The following is a 24,324-nucleotide window of genomic DNA, read 5'->3' on the forward strand; positions in this document are numbered from 1 at the left end:
GAGATCGGAATGGACCCGAATACCTTTCCTACCAAGGGAAACCTGATTCTTGCAAAGAACTCTCTGAAACTTGCCCACATGGGTTACGAGCTGATGGACAAGAAGCGGAATATTCTGATCCGCGAGCTCATGGGCCTGATCGATGAGGCAAAGGATATTCAGCGTCAGATTGATGTGACGTTCCGCGAAGCATATGCGGCGCTGCAGATTGCGAACATGGAGATCGGTATCACCAACGTACAGACCGTGTCCTATACCGTTCCGGTGGAGGAATCTATCCGGATCAAGACAAGGAGTATCATGGGCGTGGAAATTCCGCTGGTAGAGGCTGATCCGTCCGGACAGGCCCCGACTTATGCTTACTACAGCACGAAGGAGTCCCTGGATCAGGCAAGACAGGCCTTTGAAAAAGTAAAAGACCTGACCTTAAACCTTTCCATGATAGAGAACTCGGCGTACCGCCTTGCTGCGGCAATCAAGAAAACACAGAAGCGTGCCAACGCGCTGAAGAACATCACGATTCCGCATTACACCCAGCTGTCCAAGGATATCGCGGACGCACTGGAGGAGAAGGAGCGCGAGGAGTTCACACGACTGAAGGTCATCAAACAGAGAAAGAACAAGGCAAGCTGATAAGGCTTTCCCGGAATAGAGATGAAAAACCCGCTTGGGCCGCGAAGAGATTTGCGGTGCCGGGCGGGTTTTTATGTGTCATGCAAAAAATATGTTTTTGGCTGCACTTTTTGTGCAAAAATTTTATAAAAATTTTCTATCTTTTTAAAACGGTCTTTGCTATAATACGTAAGGCGATTGTAAAGAAAAGTTAAGATTTTGTAAGCTGTAATGCTTTTTGGAGGTAGGAAGATGAAACACAAGAAACAGAAAAAAACGAAAAAAGCAGGGCGCATTCTGCTGGCTGTGTTTGCAGTGGTGATCGGAACGCTTGGCGTGCTGCTGTTTACGTCCGAGCGCTGGATGCGGAAAACATGGCCGAATCTGAGCATGGAAGAGCTTGTTTACCAGTTAAAGGCCCCGATTGCCGGAACCAGCCATGATCTTCTGATGAGTTATATCTGCTCAAGTGCGCTGATCGCAGCGGCAGCACTCATCCTTCTGATTCTGGTCAGCATTTTTCTTCGGGAAAAACGCAAAGCCCATGTGGCGTTCGGGATGATCTGTATCGCGGCAGGAGCCGCCAGCATCGTCTATTCCATCAATGACGTGTGGGCAGCACTGGACGTAAAAGATTATCTGAAAAATCAGAGCACGTACAATACCGTGGTAGAAGACAACTACGTAGATCCGGACCGCGTGAATATCACGTTCCCGGAACAGAAACGAAATCTGATCTATCTCTATCTGGAATCCATGGAGAGCACTTACGCAGACAAAGCTTCCGGCGGAGCATTCGATAAAAACTATATCCCGGAGCTGACCCAGCTTGCCGCAGACAACATCAGTTTTTCCAATTCGGAGCTGCTCGGCGGCGGCCAGCCTACCGTAAACGCAACCTGGACCATTGCCGGAATTTTCGCACAGACCTCCGGTCTGCCTCTCAGCATCGGAATCCAGCGAAATGAGATGGCATATCAGGCCAGCTTCTTCCCGGAAATCAATACCCTGGGTGATGTCCTGGCGGATGAAGGCTACAAGCAGTATTTCTTCATCGGTTCAATCGGACAGTTCGGCGGCCGGGAAGAGTACTTTAAAGAGCACGGCGACTACGAAGTAGACGATTACAACTGGGCTATGGAAAAAGACCTGATCCCGGAAGGATATTACGAATGGTGGGGCTATGAGGATGAAAAACTCTTTTCCTTTGCCAAAGACCGTCTGACCGAAATCGCAGCAGAGGGAGAGCCGTTCAACTTCACCATGCTGACCGCAGACACCCATTTTGAGGATGGCTATCCGTGTGAGCTCTGCGATGAAGAAAACGACGGTGACAACCAGTACGGAATGGTTCTGCACTGCTCCAGCAAGCAGGTCACCGAGTTCGTTTCCTGGATTCAGCAGCAGGATTTCTACGAGAACACAACGATCGTAATTTCTGGCGACCATCTGACGATGGATTCCGATTTCTGTGAGAACATTGATCCGGACTACACCAGAACCGTATACAACGTGATCATCAACTCTCCGATCCAGCCGCAGCAGGAGAAAAACAGAAGTTTCACCACCATGGACATGTTCCCGACCACCATCGCAAGTCTCGGAGCTACCATTGAGGGTGACCGCCTCGGTCTTGGAACGAACCTGTTTTCAGGTGAACAGACGCTTGCAGAGAAGCTGACTTTCGACCAGCTCAATGATGATCTCTCCCAGAAATCCAAATTCTTCGAAAAAATGGAAGAGCAGGTAACCTCCATTTGGACCAAAACCGATGAGGGCTGGAAGTTCTATATCGAAGACGAAGACCGATGGGCCAAAAGCGAATGGGTTTCCCTGAACCCGCACCGCTATGCAAACGACACCGAGCAGAGATACTACATTGACGCAAACGGCTACGCCGTAAAAGGATGGAAACTGATCGACGGAAAATGGTATTACTTCTCCACACAGGGCAGCTACCGCCTCCTCGAAGGACCGTGCGACGAACCGTTTGAGGTGGATGAGTCGCAGTATTCTTAAAAAATAAAAAAGAGAAGGATTTTCGGCAGCAAAAAGCCGGGAATCCTTCTTTTTTAATGCAGAATTGTGCCGCTCCGCCTTTTGGCGGAATTTTCTGCATTTTTTGGTACAAAACGTATAAAGATTGTGAAATAAATAATTATCAATTGAATCATCTTACAAAACATGGTAAAATATGGCTATCAATCGGCGGACAAAGCGGAAAAAAGAAAGGGGATTTTAAAACAATGGGTTACAAATCAGACATTGAAATTGCACAGGAATGTACCATGCAGCCGATCACAGCGATCGCAGAAAAAGCAGGGATTGATGACAAATATCTGGAGCAGTACGGAAAGTACAAAGCAAAAATTGATTACAACCTGTTAAAAGACACCAATGCGGAGGATGGAAAACTGATCCTCGTTACAGCCATCAACCCGACACCGGCAGGAGAAGGAAAAACAACAACTTCTGTAGGTCTGGTAGACGGACTTTCCAGAATCGGTAAAAAAGCAATGGTTGCACTTCGCGAGCCATCTCTTGGACCGGTCTTCGGTGTAAAAGGCGGAGCAGCAGGCGGCGGATACGCACAGGTTGTTCCAATGGAAGATATCAACCTTCACTTCACCGGTGACTTCCATGCAATCGGTGCAGCAAACAACCTGCTGGCAGCTATGATCGACAACCACATTTTCCAGGGAAACGCTCTGAATATCGATCCGAGAAAGATCACCTGGAAACGATGCGTAGATATGAATGACCGTCAGCTTCGAAGCGTTGTAGACGGCCTTGGCGGAAGAACAAACGGAATGCCGAGAGAAGACGGCTATGACATCACCGTAGCATCTGAGGTTATGGCAGTTCTGTGTCTGGCAAGCGACATCACAGATCTGAAAGAAAGACTTTCCAAGATCATCATCGGATATACCTACGGAAAAGTATCCGAGCAGAAACCGGTAACCGCAGGTGACCTGCACGCAGAAGGCGCTATGGCAGCACTCTTAAAAGATGCCCTGAAACCAAACCTGGTACAGACTCTGGAAGGAACTCCGGCTATCGTTCACGGCGGACCATTCGCAAACATCGCACACGGCTGCAACTCTGTAACAGCAACCAAAATGTGCCTGAAATTAGCAGATTACACTATCACAGAGGCAGGCTTCGGTGCTGACCTTGGTGCTGAGAAATTCCTCGACATCAAATGCCGTATGGCAGGCCTGAAACCGAATGCAGTTGTAGTCGTAGCAACTGTTCGTGCCCTGAAATACAACGGCGGCGTTCCGAAAGCAGAACTGAACGGCGAGAACCTGGAAGCTCTGGAGAAAGGTATGCCGAACCTTCTGAAACACGTAAGCAACATCACAAACGTATACAAACTGCCATGTGTCGTTGCTATCAACGCATTCCCGACCGATACCGAAGCAGAGCTGAAGCTGGTTGAGGAGAAATGCAAAGAGCTCGGTGTCAACGTTGTTCTGTCCGAGGTATGGGCAAAAGGCGGCGAGGGCGGCGTAGCCCTGGCAGAAGAAGTTGTCCGTCTTTGCGAGCAGCCGAACGATTTCACCTATGCATACGATCTGGAAGGCTCCATCGAAGAGAAACTGAACGCCATCGTTCAGAAGATCTACGGCGGAAGCAGAGTTGTCCTGACCGCAAATGCACAGAAACAGGCAAAACAGTTAGAGGCTCTCGGATTTGGCAACTGCCCGATCTGTATGGCAAAAACCCAGTACAGCCTGACCGATGATCAGACCAAACTCGGCGCACCGACCGGATTCGAAGTTACCGTACGTAACCTGAAAATCTCCGCTGGTGCAGGCTTCATCGTAGCCCTGACCGGTGACATCATGACCATGCCAGGTCTGCCGAAAGTTCCGGCAGCAGAGCGTATCGATGTAGACGCTACTGGAAAGATTACAGGATTGTTCTAATAACACAGGATATTGTCTTGAAAAGACAGAATAAAGCGTGAAATAAAACACAGAAAAAAAGAGACATTCCTTCGTGAATGTCTCTTTTTTTACGTTTTTATTGCAAAATATTACAAAAGATAATATAATTTCTAATGATAACATGGAGAGAAAAGCAGATATAATATAGTAAGGGAGTTACTTGCCAATGACATCGAAGAAAAAATTGAGAAGTCTTCTGGGCGGTACACTTTTTATGGTGCTGATGCTCAGCGTACATCCGACGACTGTTTCCGCGAGTGCTGTGGGGAGCAGCACGGTGATGGACCAGTCTGTGGAGACAGAGGATCAGCAGAGCGGGATACAGAGTGAAACGCAGACACAGGCTTCACAGGACAGCGGTGCTGCTGTGCGGGCCAGTCAGAATGGCTGGGTTAAGGCAGGCGACAGCGGCTGGTATTTTTATGAGAACGGACAGCTGAAAACAGGATGGCTTTACCGGAATGGAAACTGGTACTGGCTGGATCCGGACCGGAACGGCCGCATGGCAGAAAACAGCTGGTTCACATACGATAATAATCTTTATTATGCCAAGGGAGACGGAGCAATCTATAAAAATGGTTTTCAGGAAGTAGATGGAAACCTTTATTATTTCCAGAGCTGGGGCGGCATTCAGAGAAATGTGTATCTCAGCATCAGCGGAAAAATGTATTATGTACAGGAAAATGGTATCGTTGCCCGTGGAATAGTCAGAACAATGAATGGACATGGTGATCTCTGCGCATTTGATGATACTACGGGAGCGCAGATCACACAAAAAGGCTGGCTGAAAAAAGGCACATCATATTATTGGGTAAGAGAAGACGGCGTCCTGCAGACCGGCTGGCTGCTGTACGATGATAACTGGTACTGGTTTGATGATAATGGTGTCATGATGACATCCGGCTGGAAAGAAATCAACAACAATCTGTATTACTTCCGGAGCTGGGGCGGCATTTATAAAAACGGTTTCCAGAGCATCGGAGGAAACGAGTATTATTTCCAGAGCTGGGGTGGTGTATATCGAAACACCTTCTTTACCGTAAAAGGGAAAACCTACATAGCGCAGAATGACGGATCGATCTATCATGCCAGCCAGACCGGCTGGGTTCAGCTGGGAGATCAGACTTACTGGATCAATCAGGATGGTTCTGTTCAGACCGGCTGGCTGAAGCTGGAAGGCAAATGGTACTGGCTGAAAGCGGACGGCACACGTGCTGCATCTGAATGGATCACGTATGACAACAACCGATACTATTTTGATGGTGACGGTGTGATGTACACCGGAATGAAAGAGGTTGACGGAGCAAGATATTATTTCCACAGCTGGGGCGGCGTTTACCATAACGAATCTTTTACCTGGCAGGGAAAGAAATACTGGGCAAAGGATGACGGAACCTTCTATACAGGTGTCTGCGATATCAATGGAAAGAAATACTATTTTCTGGAAGACGGCGAGCAGATTACAAAAGAGGGCTGGTATCTGACCAACGGAACGTATTACTGGATCAACAAGGATACGTCGCTTCAGACCGGCTGGGTGAAATATGACAACAACTGGTACTGGATGAAAGAAGACGGTACGATGGCATCGTCTGAATGGATCACCTACGACAAAAACCGCTACTATTTCCGAAGCTGGGGCGGCATGTACACCGGAATTCATACCATCGGCGGAACAAAATACGCATTCCAGAGCTGGGGCGGTCTGTACCATGATCAGACATTTACCATCGGCGGTAAAACATACTATGCCAATTCAGATGGAACATTTGCCACCGGCTGGGTGCAGAACGGCGGAAAAACGTATTATTTCGATGAGGACGGCACAAGCCATACGGGCTGGCTGCTTCTGGACGGAACGCATTACTGGATCAATGCCAATGGAACCAGAAGAGATGACGAGCTGTTTCAGTACGACGGAAACTATTATTATGTAGACAAAAACGGCGTTATGGCGACAAGCGGCTGGGTATACTGGGATTATAACTATTATTATCCGAGAAGCTGGGGCGGCATGTACAAGAATGCGTTTATTACCTATGATAATAACCTCTATTACCTTGGATCTGACTCGAAAATGGCAATCGGCTGGCAGTCGATTGGCGGAAATACATACTATTTCCGAAACTGGGGCGGCATGATAACCGGAAAACAGGTGATCGACGGAAAAACGTATGTGTTCGATGAGGACGGCAAGCTGGTACAGAGTCCGGACGGATTTGAACCGTCCGCGCAGATCGGTGTCCGCACCGTACGGAACTTTCTGAAAAATGCACTGCTTCCGCTTGGAAACACCCTGTATATCTGGGGAGGCGGCCACACAGACGCAGAGGCAGAGAGTTACGGCGTCAATGCGCAGTGGAAACAATTCTTCAATACACAGAATTCCACCTACAACTATTCCGATCATCTGTATGAGTACGGAAAAGGTCTTGACTGTTCCGGCTATGTCGGATGGACCGCACATCAGGTGACGAAAGAGTATGCAACGACAACCTCCACTGGAATGCCGGCCTACTTTGCAAGAAAAGGCTGGGGAACCTGCGTGACAGGCGATACATCCCAGAAATTTACGCCGGGTGATGTGGTCAGCAAGAGCGGTCATGTCTGGATTGTCATTGGCCAGTGCTCGGACGGCAGCGTGGTTGTCATTCATGCGACACCGCCGTATATTCAGCTTGGTGGAACCGTTTCTTCGACAGGAAGCATTAACAGTGAAGCTATTGAGCTGGCAAATGAATACATGAAAATGTATTATCCGGTTGCGTATGAGCGGTATGGTGTAAAAGTTCTTGACCGGTCCTATCTGACCGGTGTGAATCATTTCACCTGGAGCAGCAGTATCTTAAGTGACAGTGAAGGCTACCGCAGGAAGAAACCGGCAGAAATCCTGAACGATCTGTTCCAGTAAAATATCTTCTATAAAAAATAAGAGAGAATACAAAAAAACTTTGTAGTTCGTGTATTCTCTCTTTCTTTTTGCGCTGGAATTGTCTATACTAGAAGGTGCGTGAAAGACGCAGATCAGAAATACAAAAGAAAAAATCTGGAAAATAAAAATACAAGGGGAGTAAACATGCGAAAGAGCTGGAAATGGGCGCTCTGTCTTGGCGTAGTGTCGTTGCTGCTGCTGGGCGGCTGCGGAAAAGAAAAGACGGAACCAGTGGATCTGGTGCTGGTAACCGACGGCAGTGAGGTAGCTTCCGATGCCGTGTATCAGTCAGCATGGAACGGTCTTGCGCAGTATGGAGACGAGAGCGGTCTGAAATATGAAGCAAGTGTTCCGGCAGGACGGACAACAGAGGACTATGAAAACACCATCAAAGAGGCGGCGCAGAAGGGAGCATCCGTTATCGTCTGTGCCGGAACGAGCATGAGCCGCGCCGTTTACGATGCACAGCGCGACTGGAAGGATGTCCGTTTTCTGCTGCTGGAGGCAGAACCGGTCAGTGAGAGCGGCCGCAGCCGTCTCCGCGGAAATACAGAAAGCCTGGAAATTGATGCATCAGAGGCCGGCTACCTGGCAGGCTATGCGGCAGTACAGGCCGGCTACACGCACCTGGGCTATATCGGACAGAAAAACGAAGAGAACGGAACAAAGTACGGGACAGGTTATGCACTCGGTGCAGAGGCGGCCGCTGCGGATCTGGGACTTGGAGAAAACAGCATCACGCTGGATTATACGTATCGGAAAAGCAGCAGCGTATCACCGTCGTATTTGGAAAAAATCAAAAGCTGGTACGGTGAGGGCGGACAGATTCTCTTCTCGGACGGTGCATCGTATCAGAATGTACTTGGCGTAGCAGCATCTGCGGCAGGCGGAGCACTGATCGCAAACGGCGGCGTGGAGGAGTACGCCAATGCCGTGCTGAAAGTACGTCTGGATTATGGAACTGCAGTTTACAATGCGTTAAAAGAAATGAAACAAAAGGATTTTGAAGGCGGGAAAATTGTAACGCGCGGCGTGACCGATCAGGAAATCAGTCTGGAATGGAATCAGGATGCGGTGCCGTCCTTTACAGAGGATCAGTACCGGGCACTCTGTGCGAAATTCTCCGCAGAGGACTTTTCAATCCCTGACGGCGATGCGCTTTCCTCGCCGGATCAATACAAATTGAGTTGTGTGAGTGTACAGAAGGTAAAATAACATGTATCGTTACTGTTCACGAATTGTTTACAAAAAGTCGGGATATTTTTCCTTGCATCCATTTGTGAATTGTGATATTATGTAAAAGAATTGGGAAAAATATTTCAAAATTGTTACAGAATAATTGAATTTCTAAGAAACAGGTAAAACTGGAAACAGAAATCCTACATACAACGAATCAATTTGGGAGTGAAAGAATGAGAAAAAAATTTCTTGCCTTAAGTTTAGCAGTGATCGTAAGTGCAGCTCAGGTAATGACAGTAAGCGCCTCCAAACAGGAGCAGTTACAGCAGCAGCAGGCAGCACAGGCCGAGACCAGCGCACAGCTTGACAACGCAAAAGCAGAAATCGACGATCTGGAAACCAAAAAGAATCAGATTACCGGCGAGATTGATGACCTGGACGCACAGCTTGTCGTAACCATGGCATCCGTGGAAAATCTGAAAAATGAAATTGCAGAGAAACAGACAGAAATTGAAACAACACAGGAAAAACTGGCACAGTCCCAGGCTGAAGAGGACGAGCAGTACGAGCTGATGAAAAAACGAATCCAGTTCCTCTATGAGAGCGGCGGAGACAACGGCTGGGCAGCACTTCTTCTGGAGGGAAAAGATTTAAGCAGCATTCTCAACCAGGCTGAGTACACCCAGAAATTATACAAATACGACAGAGAGTGCCTGCAGGAGTACATGGATCTTGTACAGCAGGTAACAGACTACAGCAATCAGCTTGCAGATGAAAAAGCAGATCTCGAAGCTAGTGAGGCAGAGCAGGAAGCACAGCAGCAGTCCCTTGAGGCAATGCTTGAGCAGAAAAAAGCCGTTTCCGATGACTACGAAAACCAGATCGCAGACCTGAACGACATGGCTGCACAGTACAACGCAGTACTGGCAGAGCAGAACGCAAAGATCCAGCAGATCCAGGAGGAGATTGCAGCCGAAGAGGCAGCAAGAAAAGCCGAAGAGGCCCGTCAGGCAGCAGAAGCAGCCGAGGCAGCCCGCCAGGCAGAAGCAGCAAGACAGGCAGCAGCAGAAGCAGCCGCAAGCAGTGCTGCAAATAATACAACAACGGCAGACAACACACCGTCCAGCACAGGAAGCTCCACCACGACAACAACACCGTCTAACGGAGGAAGCTCTTACGATGATTCTTCGTCCAGCGATACCAGCAGCTCGGATGATTCCAGCAGCTCCAGCAGCACCGGAAGTGCAACAGGAAGCGCCATCGTATCCTATGCAACCCAGTTCATCGGCAACCCGTACGTATGGGGCGGCACAAGCCTTACCAACGGAGCTGACTGCTCTGGTTTTATCATGAGCGTTTACGCACACTTCGGATACGACCTTCCGCATTCCTCCAGTGAACTGCGTGGTGTAGGACGCGGTGTATCTTATGCAGAGGCTCAGCCGGGCGATATTATCTGCTACAGCGGCCACGTAGCCATCTACATCGGCGGCGGTGCAATCGTACACGCAAGCAATGAGCGCGACGGTATCAAGATCAGCAGCAACGCAGCGTATACCACGATTCTTGCGGTAAGACGTGTGGTTTAAAAAAGAATTACATAGTAAGAATTTTCAGATCCCGGGAGAGAAAAATCCCGGGATCTTTTGCGTTTTGCTTAAAATTGAGTGCATTCGCGTTAAAACTGTGATATACTAAAGCACATCGGAGATACAAGGGCGTATTGACCAACAGAAGGTCAGTATGCCCTTTTGCTTGTTAGGAAGAAGGGAGAATCGTTATGAAACTGGAAAATTATTTTCGTCGTTCGGTATTCGGAACGGATCTGGTGCGGAAAGTAGCGTCAGTGCTGTCCATCTGCATTATTGCCGGTCTGCTGATCGTCTACGTCCCGAACATCATCGCCGGAGCCGGAAAGATCGGCGATACTGTAAACGCCATGAAAACCGCAGACCTCCCATTCGGCAAAGCCTGTACGCCGCATTCCTCTACGGAACCTTCCAGCTTGCCAATGTCGCAGTCTTCGTCCAGCATGCCAAATCCTTCGAAAAACCGCAGGATGCCGGAAAGAGCATGGCAGTCGGTGCCGTATTAAATGCCCTTCTGATGATCATGGTCGTCCTCGGAATCATGACCGTATACCAGAACCCGGAAATGATCCAGCAGAGCGTCCCGACATTATTTATGGTTCAGCAGGGCGTCGACAGTAAATTCATGACACCGCTGATTTCCGTACTGATCATCCTCGGTGCCGTATCCACAGCCGTCAACATGGTTGCCGCCATGGTCAAACGAATCCACGCCGGTCTCGCTGAACGAAGCAGCAGAACAGAAACCGCAGGCAAAATCAGCCGCACCCAGATCCTTGCCGCGCTTGTCTGCTGCATCGCGGACTTCCTTATCGCACAGTTTGGTCTGCTGACGCTGATCCAGAAGGCGTACAGCATCCTGGCATACCTGGCAATCCCGGTCATCTTGGTGCCGTACGTGGTGCACATGGCGGTGACGCGGTTTGATACGAAAAAATAGAAAAGAACAATAAAAAATTTGTAACAAAAATTTACACCGCAGAAAGAGAGATTTGCTTCTGGAGAATGGAAGTATTTCGCAGACAGCAGAAAAAAGAAGATTCATGCAGAGCAGATGTGAGTCATAAAGAAATGACATGCGTCTGCCTTTTTTCTGTGCGTCTGGTAGAGTATGTGTCGGTGACAAAGCAGAAAACAGGAACTCTTCTTTGGGACTCGATTGTGCCGTCAAAATATGGTATACTGCAAAAAGGATCAAAAAGCGGATATTGATATTTCACGGGAGGGGAAGAAGATGAAAAATGCACCGGCTTATGTGAAGGTTTACAGCAGACTGAAAAACGAGATCAATAAGGGAACATATCCTGTCGGGGGATTTCTGCCGAAGGAGTGTGAACTGGAGAAAATCTATCAGGTCAGCCGTACTACGGTACGGAATGCAGTAAAGATGCTGGTGCAGGAGGGACTGGTTGAGGTTCGCCAGGGTTCTGGAACGAGGGTGCTGAATCATAAGGCAATTCAGAATTATAACAAGGTCACATCGGTCACGGAATCCCTGATGAAAAAAGGATATCGGGTAACGACGTCAGATATGATGATCGACATCATTTCGGCGGACAAACAGCTCGCCGATGAACTGGAAATTCCGGAGGGAACCAGCGTGGCGAGGATTCAGCGGCTGCAGCTTGCGGATGAAGAGCCTGTTACGCTGATGGAAAATTATATCGAATATGCGAAAGTCCCTGGCATCGAGGCGTATGAGAATCAGTTTGTAGCGCTGTATCAGTTTCTGGAGGAGAAATTCGGCTTGCAGATTGATGAGACACGAGACAGAATTTCAGCGAAATCCGCGACCTTTATGGAAGCCCAGGTTCTGAAAACGGAGCCGAAGGATGCGCTTCTTGTGGTGTACAGAGTCACCTACTGGCAGAACCGGCCGGTGAGCATTGACCACGTGCGGATCATCGGAAGCAAGTACGAGGTGGAGATTTCGGGAAAAGGACGGAGTAAATGAGCGATGAGACAGAAGAACAGAAGAAACTGATGCGGCAGATTGATATCAGCTGTGTACAGGCATTTCATACAATGGATGAAATTGATGCGATGGTGGAGCTGGCAAAGAAATATCGTCTGGCTGCTGTGTTTACCTTGCCGGCGTTCAGCGCCCATGTGGCAGAACGGCTGCAGGACACCAGAGAAATCCATGCGGGAGGCGTGGTAAGCTTTCCGGGCGGCGGAGATACGACCGGACAGAAGAAGCGGCAGGCAAAAGAACTGTGGGAGGCTGGCTGCCGGGAAATCGACATGGTGATGAATCTTACGGCATTCAGAAGCCACGAATTTTCTTATGTAAAAGAAGAACTTCTGGCCATCCGGGAGCAGGTGCCTTCGGCGATTTTTAAGGTGATCATCGAGGCACCGCAGCTGACGGAGCAGGAAATCTGCCAGGCAGTGGATCTGTGTGTGGAAGGCCGTGCGGATTATGTAAAGACGAGCACCGGATGGTATCCCGGCTGTCCTTCCACCGTGGAGCAGGTTCGAATCATGAGCCGTGAAGCCACCGGTCGCATTCAGATCAAGGCCGCCGGTGGAATCCGCAGTCTGGAAACTATACAGGAAATGCAGAAAGCCGGCTGTAGCCGTTTCGGTATGGGAATGCGGTCGGTACAGAATTTGATAAAAAGTATCTATAAGTAATCTATTGTGCAAAAGCTATAAAAAAGTCACGGAATATTCTACGATATTCCGTGACTTTTCTGTTGAATTAGTAACCTATTAGTGATATATTCGAATCATAGGAATCGATAAATCATTAACAATCTGAAAGGAGAGCAAAAGATATGAAAGGTTATGCAATGCTGAAAATCGGTGAATCCGGATGGATCGAGAAAGAACGCCCGAAATGCGGGCCGATGGATGCCATTTGCCGTCCACTGGCAGTTGCCATCTGCACATCAGATGTCCACACTTTATGGGAAGGGGCCATCGGTGACCGTCATAACATGATTCTGGGCCATGAGTGCTGTGCAGAGGTTGTGGAAGTCGGAGAGCTCGTAAAAGATTTCAAACCGGGAGACCGGGTTCTTGTGCCGGCCATCACTCCGGACTGGAATTCTCTGGAAGCACAGGCTGGTTATTCCATGCACTCCGGCGGAATGCTGGCAGGCTGGAAATTCTCCAACTTCAAAGATGGTGTCTTTTCTGAATTCTTTCATGTAAATGATGCCGATGGAAACCTTGCGCTGCTTCCGAAAAACATCAATGTTGTCGACGCGTGCATGCTTTCCGATATGGTGCCGACCGGATTCCACGGCGTAGAGCTTGCCGATGTACAGTTTGGTGATACAGTTCTTGTCATCGGAATCGGACCAGTTGGTCTGATGTCGGTAGCCGGAACGAATATGCGCGGCGCATCGAGAATCATTGCTGTCGGAACGAGACCGGTCTGCGTAGAAGCGGCAAAAAAATACGGCGCAACGGATTTTGTCAGCTACAAGAACGGACCGATTTTCCAGCAGGTACTTGATATGACAGATGGAAAAGGTGTTGATAAAGTAGTCATCGCCGGCGGTGGTGTAGAAACCTTTGCAGAAGCAGTAAAATGCCTGAAACCGGGCGGAAAGATCGGAAATGTAAACTATCTTGGATCCGGTGACAACATTGATATTCCGCGTGTAGAGTGGGGCGTTGGAATGGGTCACAAACAGATTAACGGAGGCCTGATGCCTGGCGGAAGACTCCGCATGGAAAAACTGGGAGCTCTTGTTTCGGCAGGCAAGCTGGATGTCAGCCCGCTGTCCACACATGTGTTTGATGGATGGGATCATCTGGAAGAAGCACTGTTCCTCATGAGAGATAAACCGAAGGATTTAATCAAACCAGTCGTTAAATTGGCTGACTGATGATTTGAAAATTTGACTGAAAAAGGAAACGTATGAAAATATTGATCGTATCCGGCTTTTTGGGCGCGGGAAAAACAACATTTATCAAACGGCTGGCCAGGAACGTCGATCAGCGGTTTGCCATACTGGAAAATGAATATGGAGCCGCAGGAATCGACGGCGCACGTCTTGGCCAGAACCGGCAAGGAACGCAGAAAAATGTATGGGAAATGACAGAGCAGTGCATCTGCTGCATCGGGAAAAAGGATTTTGCAGCATCCGTGCTGACCATTGCCAATGTGGTAGACCCGGAATACCTGATCGTAGAACCGACAGGCGTCGGAAGTCTCGCCCGGATTATAGAAAATCTGCGTCAGATCGAGTACGAGAGAATTCAGCTTCTCTCGCCGGTCACTATTGTGGATGTTTACAGTTACCGCCGCTATATGGCGGAATATCCCGAGCTGTATCAGGATCAGATCCGAAGCGCGGATACGATCATTGTTTCCAAAACAGAAGCATGCCAGGCGGAAGAAAAACAGCGCATCCAGAAATTTCTGCAGGAAATTAACCCGCAGGCAAAAATCATCACGGATTATGCATCCACGATGACACGGGAAGATTACCAGAGCCTGCTGCTGGGCGGCCGGTATGAGAAAGAAGTACAGGATACGCAGAGCGGCGAAAAGATGCCGGAGACCTTCTCCTTCGAAAATATCCGAATGGAGGCACCGGAAACCCTGTGGTGTTTTCTGGAACAGATCATTCGCGGAGCGTTTGGAAATATCATCCGTGCAAAAGGACAGTTCGCAGCCGGAGACCAGTTTCTCCAATTTGATGTCGCCGATCACCGCTACAGCATCACCGGCACAGAACAGAAAAACGCCGGCCAGGCTGTGTTTATCGGAAACGATATGAACGAAGATGCGATCCGGCAGTATTTTAAGAAATGCGCCGGAAACCAGAAAATGAAATATGCTGCCCGTCATGTATCATAAAGTAAATAGGAAAAAGAGATTGCGGAGTCCTGCCAAAACAGGGTTTCGCAATTTTGGTTTTTACAGAAAGATTCAACTGAAAAACGAAGGATAGGCAAAAACGAAAAATTACGCTAAAATAAACATACAAGTATTTCAAATAAAACAAAAGAAAAATCAGGGGGGATCTGATATGGAGGAACAGAAAAGAAGACGGGAAAGAAAATCAGCGGCATACTGGTTGAGCAAAAGCTCGATTTTATATCCGATCTGTATCTTGTATGTGATGTATGTGAAACAGGTTGAGGTATATATTACAGAATGTTCCGTCCATATTTCGTCGGGGACAATGCTTTTTGCCTATGCGCTGTGCCTGATTTTGTGGCTGGCCTCACCCATTCGAAGCTACTGCGCAGATGGAACTGCAAATGAAGTTTTATTCTATACATTTCCGCCGAGCATACTGATGCTGTTTTTATTTGCCCAATATTCACTGAAAATTGTGTTGTTTCTTGCAGTGCTGGATGGGATATTTCTTGTTACGGTTTTAAGAGATTTACATAGAAAAAAACGAAAATATTCTCCGAAAAAATTCTGGAGATTAAAAAGAAGTGACTTAAACGCATTTCTGTTTGTTTCAGTATGCGTGAGTATGGTACCGACTTGTATGATGATATATTGGAAGCTTGAGTCTCCGTCCGGAGTGGCAGAACTTTACGAACGAAAAAAGGACTATAATCTCGTCCAGAATCAGGAGAACATTTTTCAGGAAAATAAAGAATTTCTGCTGAGCTTAAAGGAGAGCGAATGGAGGCAAAAAACACTGGAAGAAAGAACAATTGCAGCGCAGAAGATGGTACGGCTTGAAACAGAACGACTTGGAATTCCCGGAATTCCGCTGTATGTGAAAGAGACAGGATCATCGAATTGCGTTGCATTATATAATAATGAAGAGAACGAAATATGGTATGCTCCAGAGCATTTAACATCTCAGACAGCAGAAGAATTTTTTACGGGAATTTGCGAAGAATGTTATCATGGAATGGAGTATTATCTGCTGGAGCGAATGGACTGGAATTCGGAAATGGCGAATACTGCTTATTTTGAAGAAATGAGGAAGTGGAAACTAAATGATAATCGCTACATATCTGGACGCGACGAGGGCGATTCGTTTGAAGCATATCAATCACAGCCGCTGGAAGCATCTGCCAAAAAGTATGCCAGTTCCGAAACAGAGGCACTGATTCATTTTATTGCTGTGTACGGCGATGAATAAAAATCTTTTAGGGGGGGAGGGAGAAAAGGAGCGTCGGGAAAAATAAAAAAATTAGCACTCACCTCTTGACAGTGCTAATAACTAGTGTTATAGTACGACTAGAACAAAGAAAGAAAAGAAAATTCACATCAACGCTCTTTTTGTTCGGAGCGAATGTTAGCACCCAAATAGATAAGGAGGAAGCCGATTATGAATATTAGTAAATTCACACAAAAATCGCTGCAGGCTGTACAGGACCTGGAAAAGACCGCATACGATTTCGGCAACCAGGAAATAGAGCAGGAGCATCTGTTGTATAACCTCCTGCATCAGGACGACAGCCTGATTCTGAAAATGATCGAAAAGATGGAAATCAACAAAGATCATTTTCTGAACCGTGTCGAGACGGCGCTGAACGACCGCGTCAAAGTATCCGGCGGTCAGCCGTATATCGGTCAGTATCTGAATAAAGCATTGATAAATGCTGAGGATGAGGCGAAAGCCATGGGAGACGAGTATGTTTCCGTAGAACACCTCTTCCTGGCAATGCTGAAAAACTCAAGCCCGTCCATGAAAAAACTGTTTCAGGAGTACGGCATCACAAGAGAACGTTTCCTGCAGGCATTAAGCACCGTGCGCGGAAACCAGAGGGTTACCACCGACAACCCGGAGGCAACATACGACACTCTGGAAAAATATGGCCAGGATATCGTAGAAAAAGCCAGAAACCAGAAAATGGACCCGGTTATCGGCCGTGATACCGAAATTCGGAACGTTGTCCGTATCCTGTCCCGTAAGACAAAAAACAATCCGGTTCTGATCGGTGAGCCTGGTGTTGGTAAAACCGCAGTCGTAGAAGGCCTGGCCCAGCGAATCGCCAACGGCGATGTACCGGAGAGCCTGAAAGATAAAACCATTTTCTCCCTCGATATGGGAGCCCTGGTAGCCGGAGCAAAATACCGTGGCGAATTCGAGGAGCGTCTGAAAGCCGTTCTGGAGGAAGTCAGAAAGAGCGACGGAAAAATCATTCTGTTCATCGATGAGCTGCACCTGATCGTCGGCGCCGGAAAGACCGACGGCGCGATGGATGCCGGAAACATGCTGAAACCTATGCTGGCACGAGGCGAACTGCACTGCATCGGTGCCACAACGCTGGATGAGTACCGCCAGTACATCGAAAAAGATGCCGCCCTGGAGCGCCGTTTCCAGCCGGTTCAGGTTGATGAGCCGACCGTAGAGGATACGATTTCCATCCTGCGTGGCTTAAAAGAGCGCTACGAAGTTTACCACGGCGTAAAAATCACCGACGGTGCCCTCGTTGCAGCCGCAACCCTTTCGAACCGTTACATCAGCGACCGTTTCCTGCCGGATAAAGCAATCGACCTGGTCGACGAGGCATGCGCTCTGATCAAGACAGAACTGGATTCCATGCCGGCCGAGCTGGATGAGCAGCGCCGTAAGATTCTGCAGATGCAGATCGAGGAAGCCGCACTGAAAAAAGAGACCGACAATCTGAGCCGCGAGCGTTTGGAAACACTGCAGAAAGAGCTGGCTGAGTTAAAGGATACCTTCAATTCTGCAAAGGCACAGTGGGAAAATGAAAAGAGTTCCGTTGAGAAACTGTCCAAACTGCGTGAGCAGATCGAGGACATGAACCGCCAGATCCAGAAAGCAAAGAATGATTACGATCTGAACCGCGCCGCTGAACTGCAGTACGGTGAACTCCCGAAATTACAGCAGATGCTGGAAGCAGAAGAGAAAAAAGTTAAAAATGAAGATCTCTCCCTGGTACACGAGAGTGTAACGGATGAAGAGATTGCCAGAATTGTCTCCCGCTGGACCGGAATCCCGGTTGCAAAACTGACCGAAGGCGAGAGAACTAAGATCCTCGGTCTGGAAGATGAACTTCACACGAGAGTTATCGGCCAGAATGAAGCAGTCACCAAGGTTTCGGATGCGATTATCCGTTCCAAAGCCGGAATCAAGGATCCGACAAAACCGATCGGTTCGTTCCTGTTCCTTGGACCTACCGGTGTCGGTAAAACAGAGCTTGCGAAAACGTTGGCAGAAAAGCTGTTTGATGATGAGAACAACATGGTTCGAATCGATATGAGTGAATACATGGAGAAATACTCCGTCTCCCGTCTGATCGGAGCGCCTCCGGGATATGTAGGCTACGAGGAGGGCGGCCAGCTGACTGAGGCAGTGCGCAGAAAACCATATTCTGTTGTTCTGTTCGATGAGATCGAGAAAGCGCATCCGGACGTCTTCAACGTTCTGCTGCAGGTACTCGATGACGGCCGTATCACCGACTCCCAGGGCCGTACCGTAGACTTTAAAAATACGATCCTGATCATGACCTCCAATATCGGATCCCAGTATCTGCTGGACGGCATTCAGGATGACGGCAGCATCTCCGAAGAGGCGAGAAACCTGGTCATGCAGGATCTGCGTGCACACTTCCGTCCGGAGTTCCTGAACCGTCTGGATGAAACAATTATGTTCAAACCATTGACAAAAGACAACATTGGTCATATCGTAGATCTGTTGCTGAAAGGACTGAACAAACGTCTGGCAGACCAGGAGCTTACCGTCGAACTGAGCCCGGCTGCAAAACAGTTTGTCATCGAGGGCGGCTACGACCCTGTTTACGGCGCCCGTCCATTGAAACGTTTCGTACAGAAAGAGGTAGAAACCAGCACCGCAAAACTGATCCTTGGCGGTCAGGTCAGCGAGGGCGATACGATCCTTCTGGATGTGGAAAACGGCGGCCTGAAAGCAATGATCAAACCAGGTGTGGAGGTAGTAGACGAATGATGCCGAAAGATCCCGTAATGCTGCTGAGCTATGTCAATACGCAGTTAAGAGATTTTTACCCGTCGCTCGCAGAATTCTGCGCGGCCATGCAGACAGAGGAATCCGATCTGCGGGAAAAACTGGCGCTCATCGACTATGAGTACGATGAGAAAACGAACCAGTTTGTATAAGAATAACCAGGCCCTGAAAAAAATGGCGGAAAAAGGCGTTCCGTATGTGGAAAAAACACATACGGGGCGCCTTTTTTACGCAAAGCGTGTTTCTTATAACTGACAGGAAAAATCATATCTATAATAGAAGAAATGTGGTAAAATGGAGGAAAAGAAAATCCGCTGAAAATGGGGAAACAGCGGATCTGGAGAAGGAGGAAACAAATATGTATTTTGGTGTACAGATGTATGGGGTATCCAAAGAATGGAAACAGGATCCCGAAGGATTTTTAAAGAAAATCTATGAGGCAGGCTACCGCCAGATCGAGCCGTGTCTCGGATTCCGTGTTGATGCCAGGGACTACGGTTTCTGGATCCCGGAGGATCTGGAGCAGGCAATGCCGCTGCTTGCAAAATACCACATTGAGGTTCATGCGGTCCACATTTTCCTGGATGAATACCACTATGAAAGAGAACTTGCCATTCTTACAGAACTGGCGCAGAAATACCACATTTCCTGGTTTGTCGTAAAGAGCCCGGCACGCCTGACAAAAGATGTTCTGGACGAAACCGCTGCAAGATACCGCGAACTGGCAGAAGAACTGGAAAAAGCCGGAGCAGGTCTTCTGATCCACAACGAAAAAGAAGATATCTGTATCCGCGTGAATGGAAAAACAGCGTACGAATATCTACTGGAAGCCTGCGGTGAAAAAGTCGGAGCAGAAGTAGATGCCGGCTGGATGTACTGCGGCGGCGTCGACCCGGAAGAGTTCCTCTGGGCGCATGCGGACCGAGTCAAAGCCGTTCATTATAAAGATATGAAAATCACCGGCCAGGAAGCGCCGCTTGGAAAAGGCATGGTTGATCTGAAAGCCTGCTTCCAGTTCGCCCGCGCAAACGGTGCACTGCAGATTGTGGATATGGATGCGGCAACACTGGAGGATACCTGCCGCGCCGGAAAAATGCTCTCCGGATGGACAGGGGACAGAGACAACACCGACAGCATTCTCTGCACGATGGATGTGGAGACCGGAGAAGAAACCGTGCTGCATGAGTTTCCGGGAATCATCGAGGCACCGAACTGGCTGAACGATGGAAACACCCTGCTTTATAATGCGGATGGAAAAATCTACCGCTATGAGATCGACAAAGACCATGTGGAGCAGGTTGATACCGGTTTCTGCGTGCAGTGCAACAATGACCACATTCCGTCACCAGACAACCAGCTGCTGGCGGTAAGCTGCATGCCGCCGGAACTCACAGATGGAACGTATGAATCCCACATCTACGTGCTCCCGATGACAGGCGGTGAACCAAAAGACCTCACCGGACCGGGTCTCAGCTATCTGCACGGCTGGTCGCCGGACGGAAAAGAGCTTGCGTACTGTGCCTTCCGCAAAAAGCCGGAGGAGGAGACCATGCGCATTGAGATCTGTACGATTCCATCAGACGGCGGCGAGGAAACCTGCCTGACGGACGGCAAAGGCTACAACGACGGTCCGGAGTATTCACCGGACGGAAAGCACATCTGGTTCAACAGCACCAGAAGCGGTCTGATGCAGGTATGGCGGATGAACCGTGACGGCAGCGGTCTCATCCAGATGACCGATTCCGATGCCAACAACTGGTTCGGCCACGTTTCGCCGGATGGAAAACACGTCATTTACCTGACCTTCGCTAAAGGTGAGCTGGAACCGAATGAGCATCTGCCGAACATGTATGTATCGCTTGGAATGATGGATTATGACGGACAGAATAAGAAAAAACTGCTGGATCTTTTCGGCGGCCAGGGCAGTATCAACGTCAACTCCTGGGCACCGGACAGCCGCAGAATTGCGTATGTGAAATATGTGCTTCATCACAAATAAAGGAATATCTTAAGAAAATCTGACGGGCCGTAAAAATTCATGGAAGTATTGTGAAAAAACGTTGAAAGTATTTTAGCGGAAATGCACAAGAATTCTTACGAATTTTTACGGCCCGTTGACTCTTTTTCTGACACACGTATAATGAAAGTAACAAGAGAAACTGCGGCCCCTGGCGGCTGCAAAACAATCAAAAGGAAAGGAGGATTTGTGTTATGAAGAAAACGAAAAAAATGCTTTCGTTTGTACTGTCCATGCTTCTGATCGTGACGATGTTCCCAACCATGGCATTCGCAAAAGAGGAAGCCCAAACGTGGAAGTTCGGAGAGCTTTCGCTGAAAGCAGGCGACGTTCTCGGTAAAGATACGGAGATTAAAAATGATGCAGAGAACAGAGAAATCCGAATACTTTCAGAAAAAACAAATCCGGATGAAAAGAAAGATCAGAAAGATGACAAAGAAAGAATAAAAACAGAAAAAGAGGCTGTGATCGCAGCGGCGGCTTCCTGGAATCTGAAGGATCTTACGGAAAAGGCCAAAAAGGCTCCGGCAGATTATCTGCTTAAAAAGGCAGACAGCTGGAACGGAAGCTGGATTGTAACAAAGATCGCAGAAACGGAAACAAAAGATGCCATTGAAATCCAGATAAGAACCTATGAGTACGCAGCTGTAACAGAAATCCAGGGCATACCGAAAGAAATCCCGGGAACCACCGCACTGACGGGCAAAGCAGTTCCAGAAAATGCAGATCAGAAACAGATCACATGGGAAATCACGGATGCCGGAATGACAGGTGCTGTTTTAGACGGCACAAACCTGAAAGTAACGAATGCCGGAACCGTAAAACTTCTGGCGACAATCAAAGACGGAAAGAAAACCGGCGTTGACTTCACACAGGAATTCACTGTGATTGTAAAAGCCGCAGATTACACCAAAGTAACAGAAGCGCTGGCGCTGATCCCGGAGGACATGGGCCGGTATACAGAAGAAAGCGCGGCAGCTGTTCAGAAAGCAAAAGATGCGGTAAAAGAGAACCTGCCATCAGCTGAACAGGAAACCGTAAATGGTTATGCGGCAGCCATTCAGACAGCAGTAAACGCACTGACGCTTCTTGGCGCAGATTACACAGAAGTTGATGCAGTACTTGCCAAAGTTCCGGGAGATCTTTCTATCTATACGGAAGAGAGCGTGGAAGCACTGAATGCAGTCATCGCATCCATCGACCGCACCAAAACGATAGAAGAGCAGCAGGCAGTTGCTGCTTATGCGGAAGCACTGGAGAATGCAATTGCAGCACTGGTACGCAAACCGGTTCCGGCAGATTATCAGGGAGTGGAAGAACTCCTGGGAAAGATTCCGAAAGACTTATCCATTTATACCGAAAAGAGTGTAAAAGCACTGAATGCGGCAAAAGAAGCCATTGTATGGGATCTGGATGACAGCAGACAGGAGGAAGTCGATCAGTTTGTAGAAAACCTGAAAGCAGCTCTTGACGGACTGACCCTGAAACCGGCGGACTACAGCGCCGTAGACGCGGCTCTTGCCAAAGTTTCGAATGATCTGAGTATTTATACGGAAGAAAGTATTCAGCCGCTTCAGACAGCGATCAACAGCGTAGAAAGCGGAAAAACCATTCTGGATCAGGCAGAAGTAGACGGCTGGGCAGCAGCAATTGAAAATGCACTGGCAGGACTGCAGGTTCGGAAAGCAGATTATTCCAAAGTAGAGGAAGCCATCAAAAAGATTCCGGCGGACCTCAGTCTGTATACCGATGCGTCTGTAAAAGCACTGGAAGATGCAAAGAACAGCGTCGTAACCGAGCGGCCGGTCACAGAGCAGGAGAGCGTAGACGGTTACGCAAAAAAGATCGAGGCAGCGATTGCCGGCCTTACGTATAAAGATGCGGACTACAGCAAAGTAGATGCCGCAGTGAAGAAGATTCCAAACGATCTGAAGAAATACACGGACGAGAGCGTAAAAGCAGTCAATGATGCAAAAGCAGCGATTGTACGCGGAAAGAATATCACGGAGCAGAAGACGGTGGATGGTTATGCGGCAGCGCTGGAAAAAGCGATTGCCGGCCTGAAACAGAAACCGATGACTGCGCAGAATCTTCCGAAGATTACCAAAGGAGTCAATCAGTCAGGTATGCAGGGCAAGGAGCTTTCCTTCACCGCAGATTTTGAAGCAAAGGATCTCAAAAAGGTTCTCATCGACCAGAAAGAGGTTGATGCGAAGAATTATGTGACGGCTGGAAAAGAGAATACGCAGGTTACGCTGAAGGCCGAGTATACAAAGAGTCTGGCAGAAGGCAAGCATACGATTTCGATCGTTTCAAGCAAGGGGCAGGCGGATACCGTATTCTATCTGAAGAAAGCAACAAAGAGTCCGGACACGGGAGACCGCACACAGGTGATGCTGTGGGTGATCCTGCTCGGCGTTTCTGCAGCAGCAGTGGTTGGAGCAGTTGTTTATCGTAAACGTGAGAAATAAGAGTTGAAAGGGAAAGGGCGCCGGAAGGCGCCTTTTCTTTTGGACGGTTTCGGATAGATTGTAAATAGTCAGATAAAATACAAAATATGCAGAATTAACTATATTTTTCTAAAAATAAGAAAATTCGAAAAAAGGTGTTGACTTTTGCTTTTGGCGGTGTTATTATAACTAAGCTGTCAGCGAGAGCTGATGCGAATGAGTTTCTTTGAAACAGAAAAACCTAGTTCGGAGCCGGGTGGCTGCCGCGGGTTGGAAAAACTGCTTCAAAAAAACCTGAAAAAAGTTCTTGACAAAAGCAAACAAGTTTGATAAAATAAACGAGTTGCTGATCGAGAGAACAGCAAAGAAGTTCGAAAGAGCTTCAAAAAAATAAATTAAAAAAGTTCTTGACAAACGAAAAGTTCTGTGATAAAATAAATGAGCTGATCCGAGTCGGAACGGCAAAGATCCTTGATAATTAAACAGTGAAACACATCCTCGAAAGTTCTGAATAAGTAATTCAAAACGATCGAAAGATCCTTAAAACAGTAAAAGGGATAAATTAGCTAGTATGTTGATTTTGAACTTGGAACAAACATTTTATCAGAGAGTTTGATCCTGGCTCAGGATGAACGCTGGCGGCGTGCTTAACACATGCAAGTCGAGCGAAGCAGTTAAGTTGATTTCTTCGGATTGATTCTTAA

Annotated in this window: 17 protein-coding genes and 1 rRNA gene; all 18 read left to right on the plus strand. The window is 48.1% G+C overall.

Annotated features, from left to right (window positions below):
* The first annotated feature begins 9 nt into the window (after positions 1 to 9).
* Entirely contained in the window at positions 10 to 633 is a 624-nt protein-coding gene (locus tag DXA93_RS03175) for a V-type ATP synthase subunit D (protein WP_022461683.1), read from the plus strand.
* Positions 634 to 864: 231 nt separating this feature from the next.
* Positions 865 to 2,631, plus strand: coding sequence for a sulfatase-like hydrolase/transferase (locus tag DXA93_RS03180; protein ID WP_119207718.1), 1,767 nt, complete (start codon positions 865 to 867; stop codon positions 2,629 to 2,631).
* Positions 2,632 to 2,858: 227 nt separating this feature from the next.
* Positions 2,859 to 4,544, plus strand: a complete 1,686-nt coding sequence (locus DXA93_RS03185; protein ID WP_022461681.1) for a formate--tetrahydrofolate ligase — start codon at positions 2,859 to 2,861, stop codon at positions 4,542 to 4,544.
* Positions 4,545 to 4,731: 187 nt separating this feature from the next.
* Positions 4,732 to 7,476, plus strand: coding sequence for a hypothetical protein (locus DXA93_RS03190; protein WP_118720205.1), 2,745 nt, complete (start codon positions 4,732 to 4,734; stop codon positions 7,474 to 7,476).
* A gap of 165 nt (positions 7,477 to 7,641) precedes the next feature.
* The gene (locus tag DXA93_RS03195; RefSeq protein ID WP_147399502.1) at positions 7,642 to 8,712 is read left to right on the plus strand and encodes a BMP family ABC transporter substrate-binding protein; all 1,071 of its coding nucleotides are present in this window, start codon (positions 7,642 to 7,644) and stop codon (positions 8,710 to 8,712) included.
* Positions 8,713 to 8,909: 197 nt separating this feature from the next.
* On the plus strand, positions 8,910 to 10,265 hold the full coding sequence (locus DXA93_RS03200; RefSeq protein WP_119207720.1) for a C40 family peptidase: 1,356 nt from the start codon (positions 8,910 to 8,912) through the stop codon (positions 10,263 to 10,265).
* A gap of 191 nt (positions 10,266 to 10,456) precedes the next feature.
* Positions 10,457 to 10,771, plus strand: coding sequence for a hypothetical protein (locus tag DXA93_RS03205; RefSeq protein ID WP_119207721.1), 315 nt, complete (start codon positions 10,457 to 10,459; stop codon positions 10,769 to 10,771).
* Positions 10,750 to 11,205 (plus strand): hypothetical protein, encoded by a 456-nt coding sequence (locus DXA93_RS03210; protein ID WP_119207722.1) that lies wholly within the window; start codon positions 10,750 to 10,752, stop codon positions 11,203 to 11,205. Before DXA93_RS03205 ends, DXA93_RS03210 begins: the two co-directional genes overlap by 22 nt.
* Before the next feature lie 294 nt (positions 11,206 to 11,499).
* Positions 11,500 to 12,219, plus strand: a complete 720-nt coding sequence (locus DXA93_RS03220) for a GntR family transcriptional regulator (protein WP_119207724.1) — start codon at positions 11,500 to 11,502, stop codon at positions 12,217 to 12,219.
* Positions 12,216 to 12,902, plus strand: a complete 687-nt coding sequence (gene deoC, locus DXA93_RS03225) for a deoxyribose-phosphate aldolase (protein WP_119207725.1) — start codon at positions 12,216 to 12,218, stop codon at positions 12,900 to 12,902. The genes DXA93_RS03220 and deoC overlap by 4 nt, the downstream gene beginning before the upstream one ends.
* A 143-nt stretch (positions 12,903 to 13,045) precedes the next feature.
* Entirely contained in the window at positions 13,046 to 14,107 is a 1,062-nt protein-coding gene (locus DXA93_RS03230) for an NAD(P)-dependent alcohol dehydrogenase (RefSeq protein ID WP_022461674.1), read from the plus strand.
* A 32-nt stretch (positions 14,108 to 14,139) separates the two neighbouring features.
* Positions 14,140 to 15,084: a CobW family GTP-binding protein gene (locus tag DXA93_RS03235; RefSeq protein ID WP_055267686.1), complete on the plus strand. Its 945-nt coding sequence runs from the start codon at positions 14,140 to 14,142 to the stop codon at positions 15,082 to 15,084.
* Positions 15,085 to 15,256: 172 nt separating this feature from the next.
* Positions 15,257 to 16,339: a hypothetical protein gene (locus DXA93_RS03240; RefSeq protein ID WP_119207726.1), complete on the plus strand. Its 1,083-nt coding sequence runs from the start codon at positions 15,257 to 15,259 to the stop codon at positions 16,337 to 16,339.
* A gap of 189 nt (positions 16,340 to 16,528) precedes the next feature.
* On the plus strand, positions 16,529 to 19,135 hold the full coding sequence (gene clpB, locus DXA93_RS03245; protein WP_119207727.1) for an ATP-dependent chaperone ClpB: 2,607 nt from the start codon (positions 16,529 to 16,531) through the stop codon (positions 19,133 to 19,135).
* On the plus strand, positions 19,132 to 19,305 hold the full coding sequence (locus DXA93_RS03250) for a DUF4250 domain-containing protein (protein WP_022461670.1): 174 nt from the start codon (positions 19,132 to 19,134) through the stop codon (positions 19,303 to 19,305). The genes clpB and DXA93_RS03250 overlap by 4 nt, the downstream gene beginning before the upstream one ends.
* A gap of 206 nt (positions 19,306 to 19,511) precedes the next feature.
* Positions 19,512 to 21,152, plus strand: coding sequence for a TIM barrel protein (locus tag DXA93_RS03255; RefSeq protein WP_158583257.1), 1,641 nt, complete (start codon positions 19,512 to 19,514; stop codon positions 21,150 to 21,152).
* A 212-nt stretch (positions 21,153 to 21,364) separates the two neighbouring features.
* Entirely contained in the window at positions 21,365 to 23,641 is a 2,277-nt protein-coding gene (locus DXA93_RS03260; RefSeq protein WP_119207729.1) for a hypothetical protein, read from the plus strand.
* A 579-nt stretch (positions 23,642 to 24,220) separates the two neighbouring features.
* Positions 24,221 to 24,324 (plus strand): 16S ribosomal RNA (locus tag DXA93_RS03265); the annotation flags it as partial.

Source organism: Blautia sp. OF09-25XD (assembly GCF_003482095.1).
Taxonomy (GTDB): Bacteria; Bacillota; Clostridia; order Lachnospirales; family Lachnospiraceae; genus Fusicatenibacter; species Fusicatenibacter saccharivorans.

Coding starts and splice junctions, on each gene's coding strand:
- DXA93_RS03180 (WP_119207718.1), top strand. CDS start 865: ATGAAACACAAGAAACAGAAAAAAACGAAAAAAGCAGGGCGCATTCTG.
- DXA93_RS03235 (WP_055267686.1), top strand. CDS start 14,140: ATGAAAATATTGATCGTATCCGGCTTTTTGGGCGCGGGAAAAACAACA.
- DXA93_RS03205 (WP_119207721.1), top strand. CDS start 10,457: ATGAAACTGGAAAATTATTTTCGTCGTTCGGTATTCGGAACGGATCTG.
- DXA93_RS03195 (WP_147399502.1), top strand. CDS start 7,642: ATGCGAAAGAGCTGGAAATGGGCGCTCTGTCTTGGCGTAGTGTCGTTG.
- DXA93_RS03175 (WP_022461683.1), top strand. CDS start 10: ATGGACCCGAATACCTTTCCTACCAAGGGAAACCTGATTCTTGCAAAG.
- DXA93_RS03190 (WP_118720205.1), top strand. CDS start 4,732: ATGACATCGAAGAAAAAATTGAGAAGTCTTCTGGGCGGTACACTTTTT.
- DXA93_RS03250 (WP_022461670.1), top strand. CDS start 19,132: ATGATGCCGAAAGATCCCGTAATGCTGCTGAGCTATGTCAATACGCAG.
- DXA93_RS03260 (WP_119207729.1), top strand. CDS start 21,365: ATGAAGAAAACGAAAAAAATGCTTTCGTTTGTACTGTCCATGCTTCTG.
- deoC (WP_119207725.1), top strand. CDS start 12,216: ATGAGCGATGAGACAGAAGAACAGAAGAAACTGATGCGGCAGATTGAT.
- DXA93_RS03230 (WP_022461674.1), top strand. CDS start 13,046: ATGAAAGGTTATGCAATGCTGAAAATCGGTGAATCCGGATGGATCGAG.
- DXA93_RS03255 (WP_158583257.1), top strand. CDS start 19,512: ATGTATTTTGGTGTACAGATGTATGGGGTATCCAAAGAATGGAAACAG.
- DXA93_RS03185 (WP_022461681.1), top strand. CDS start 2,859: ATGGGTTACAAATCAGACATTGAAATTGCACAGGAATGTACCATGCAG.
- DXA93_RS03210 (WP_119207722.1), top strand. CDS start 10,750: ATGGCAGTCGGTGCCGTATTAAATGCCCTTCTGATGATCATGGTCGTC.
- DXA93_RS03220 (WP_119207724.1), top strand. CDS start 11,500: ATGAAAAATGCACCGGCTTATGTGAAGGTTTACAGCAGACTGAAAAAC.
- DXA93_RS03240 (WP_119207726.1), top strand. CDS start 15,257: ATGGAGGAACAGAAAAGAAGACGGGAAAGAAAATCAGCGGCATACTGG.
- DXA93_RS03200 (WP_119207720.1), top strand. CDS start 8,910: ATGAGAAAAAAATTTCTTGCCTTAAGTTTAGCAGTGATCGTAAGTGCA.
- clpB (WP_119207727.1), top strand. CDS start 16,529: ATGAATATTAGTAAATTCACACAAAAATCGCTGCAGGCTGTACAGGAC.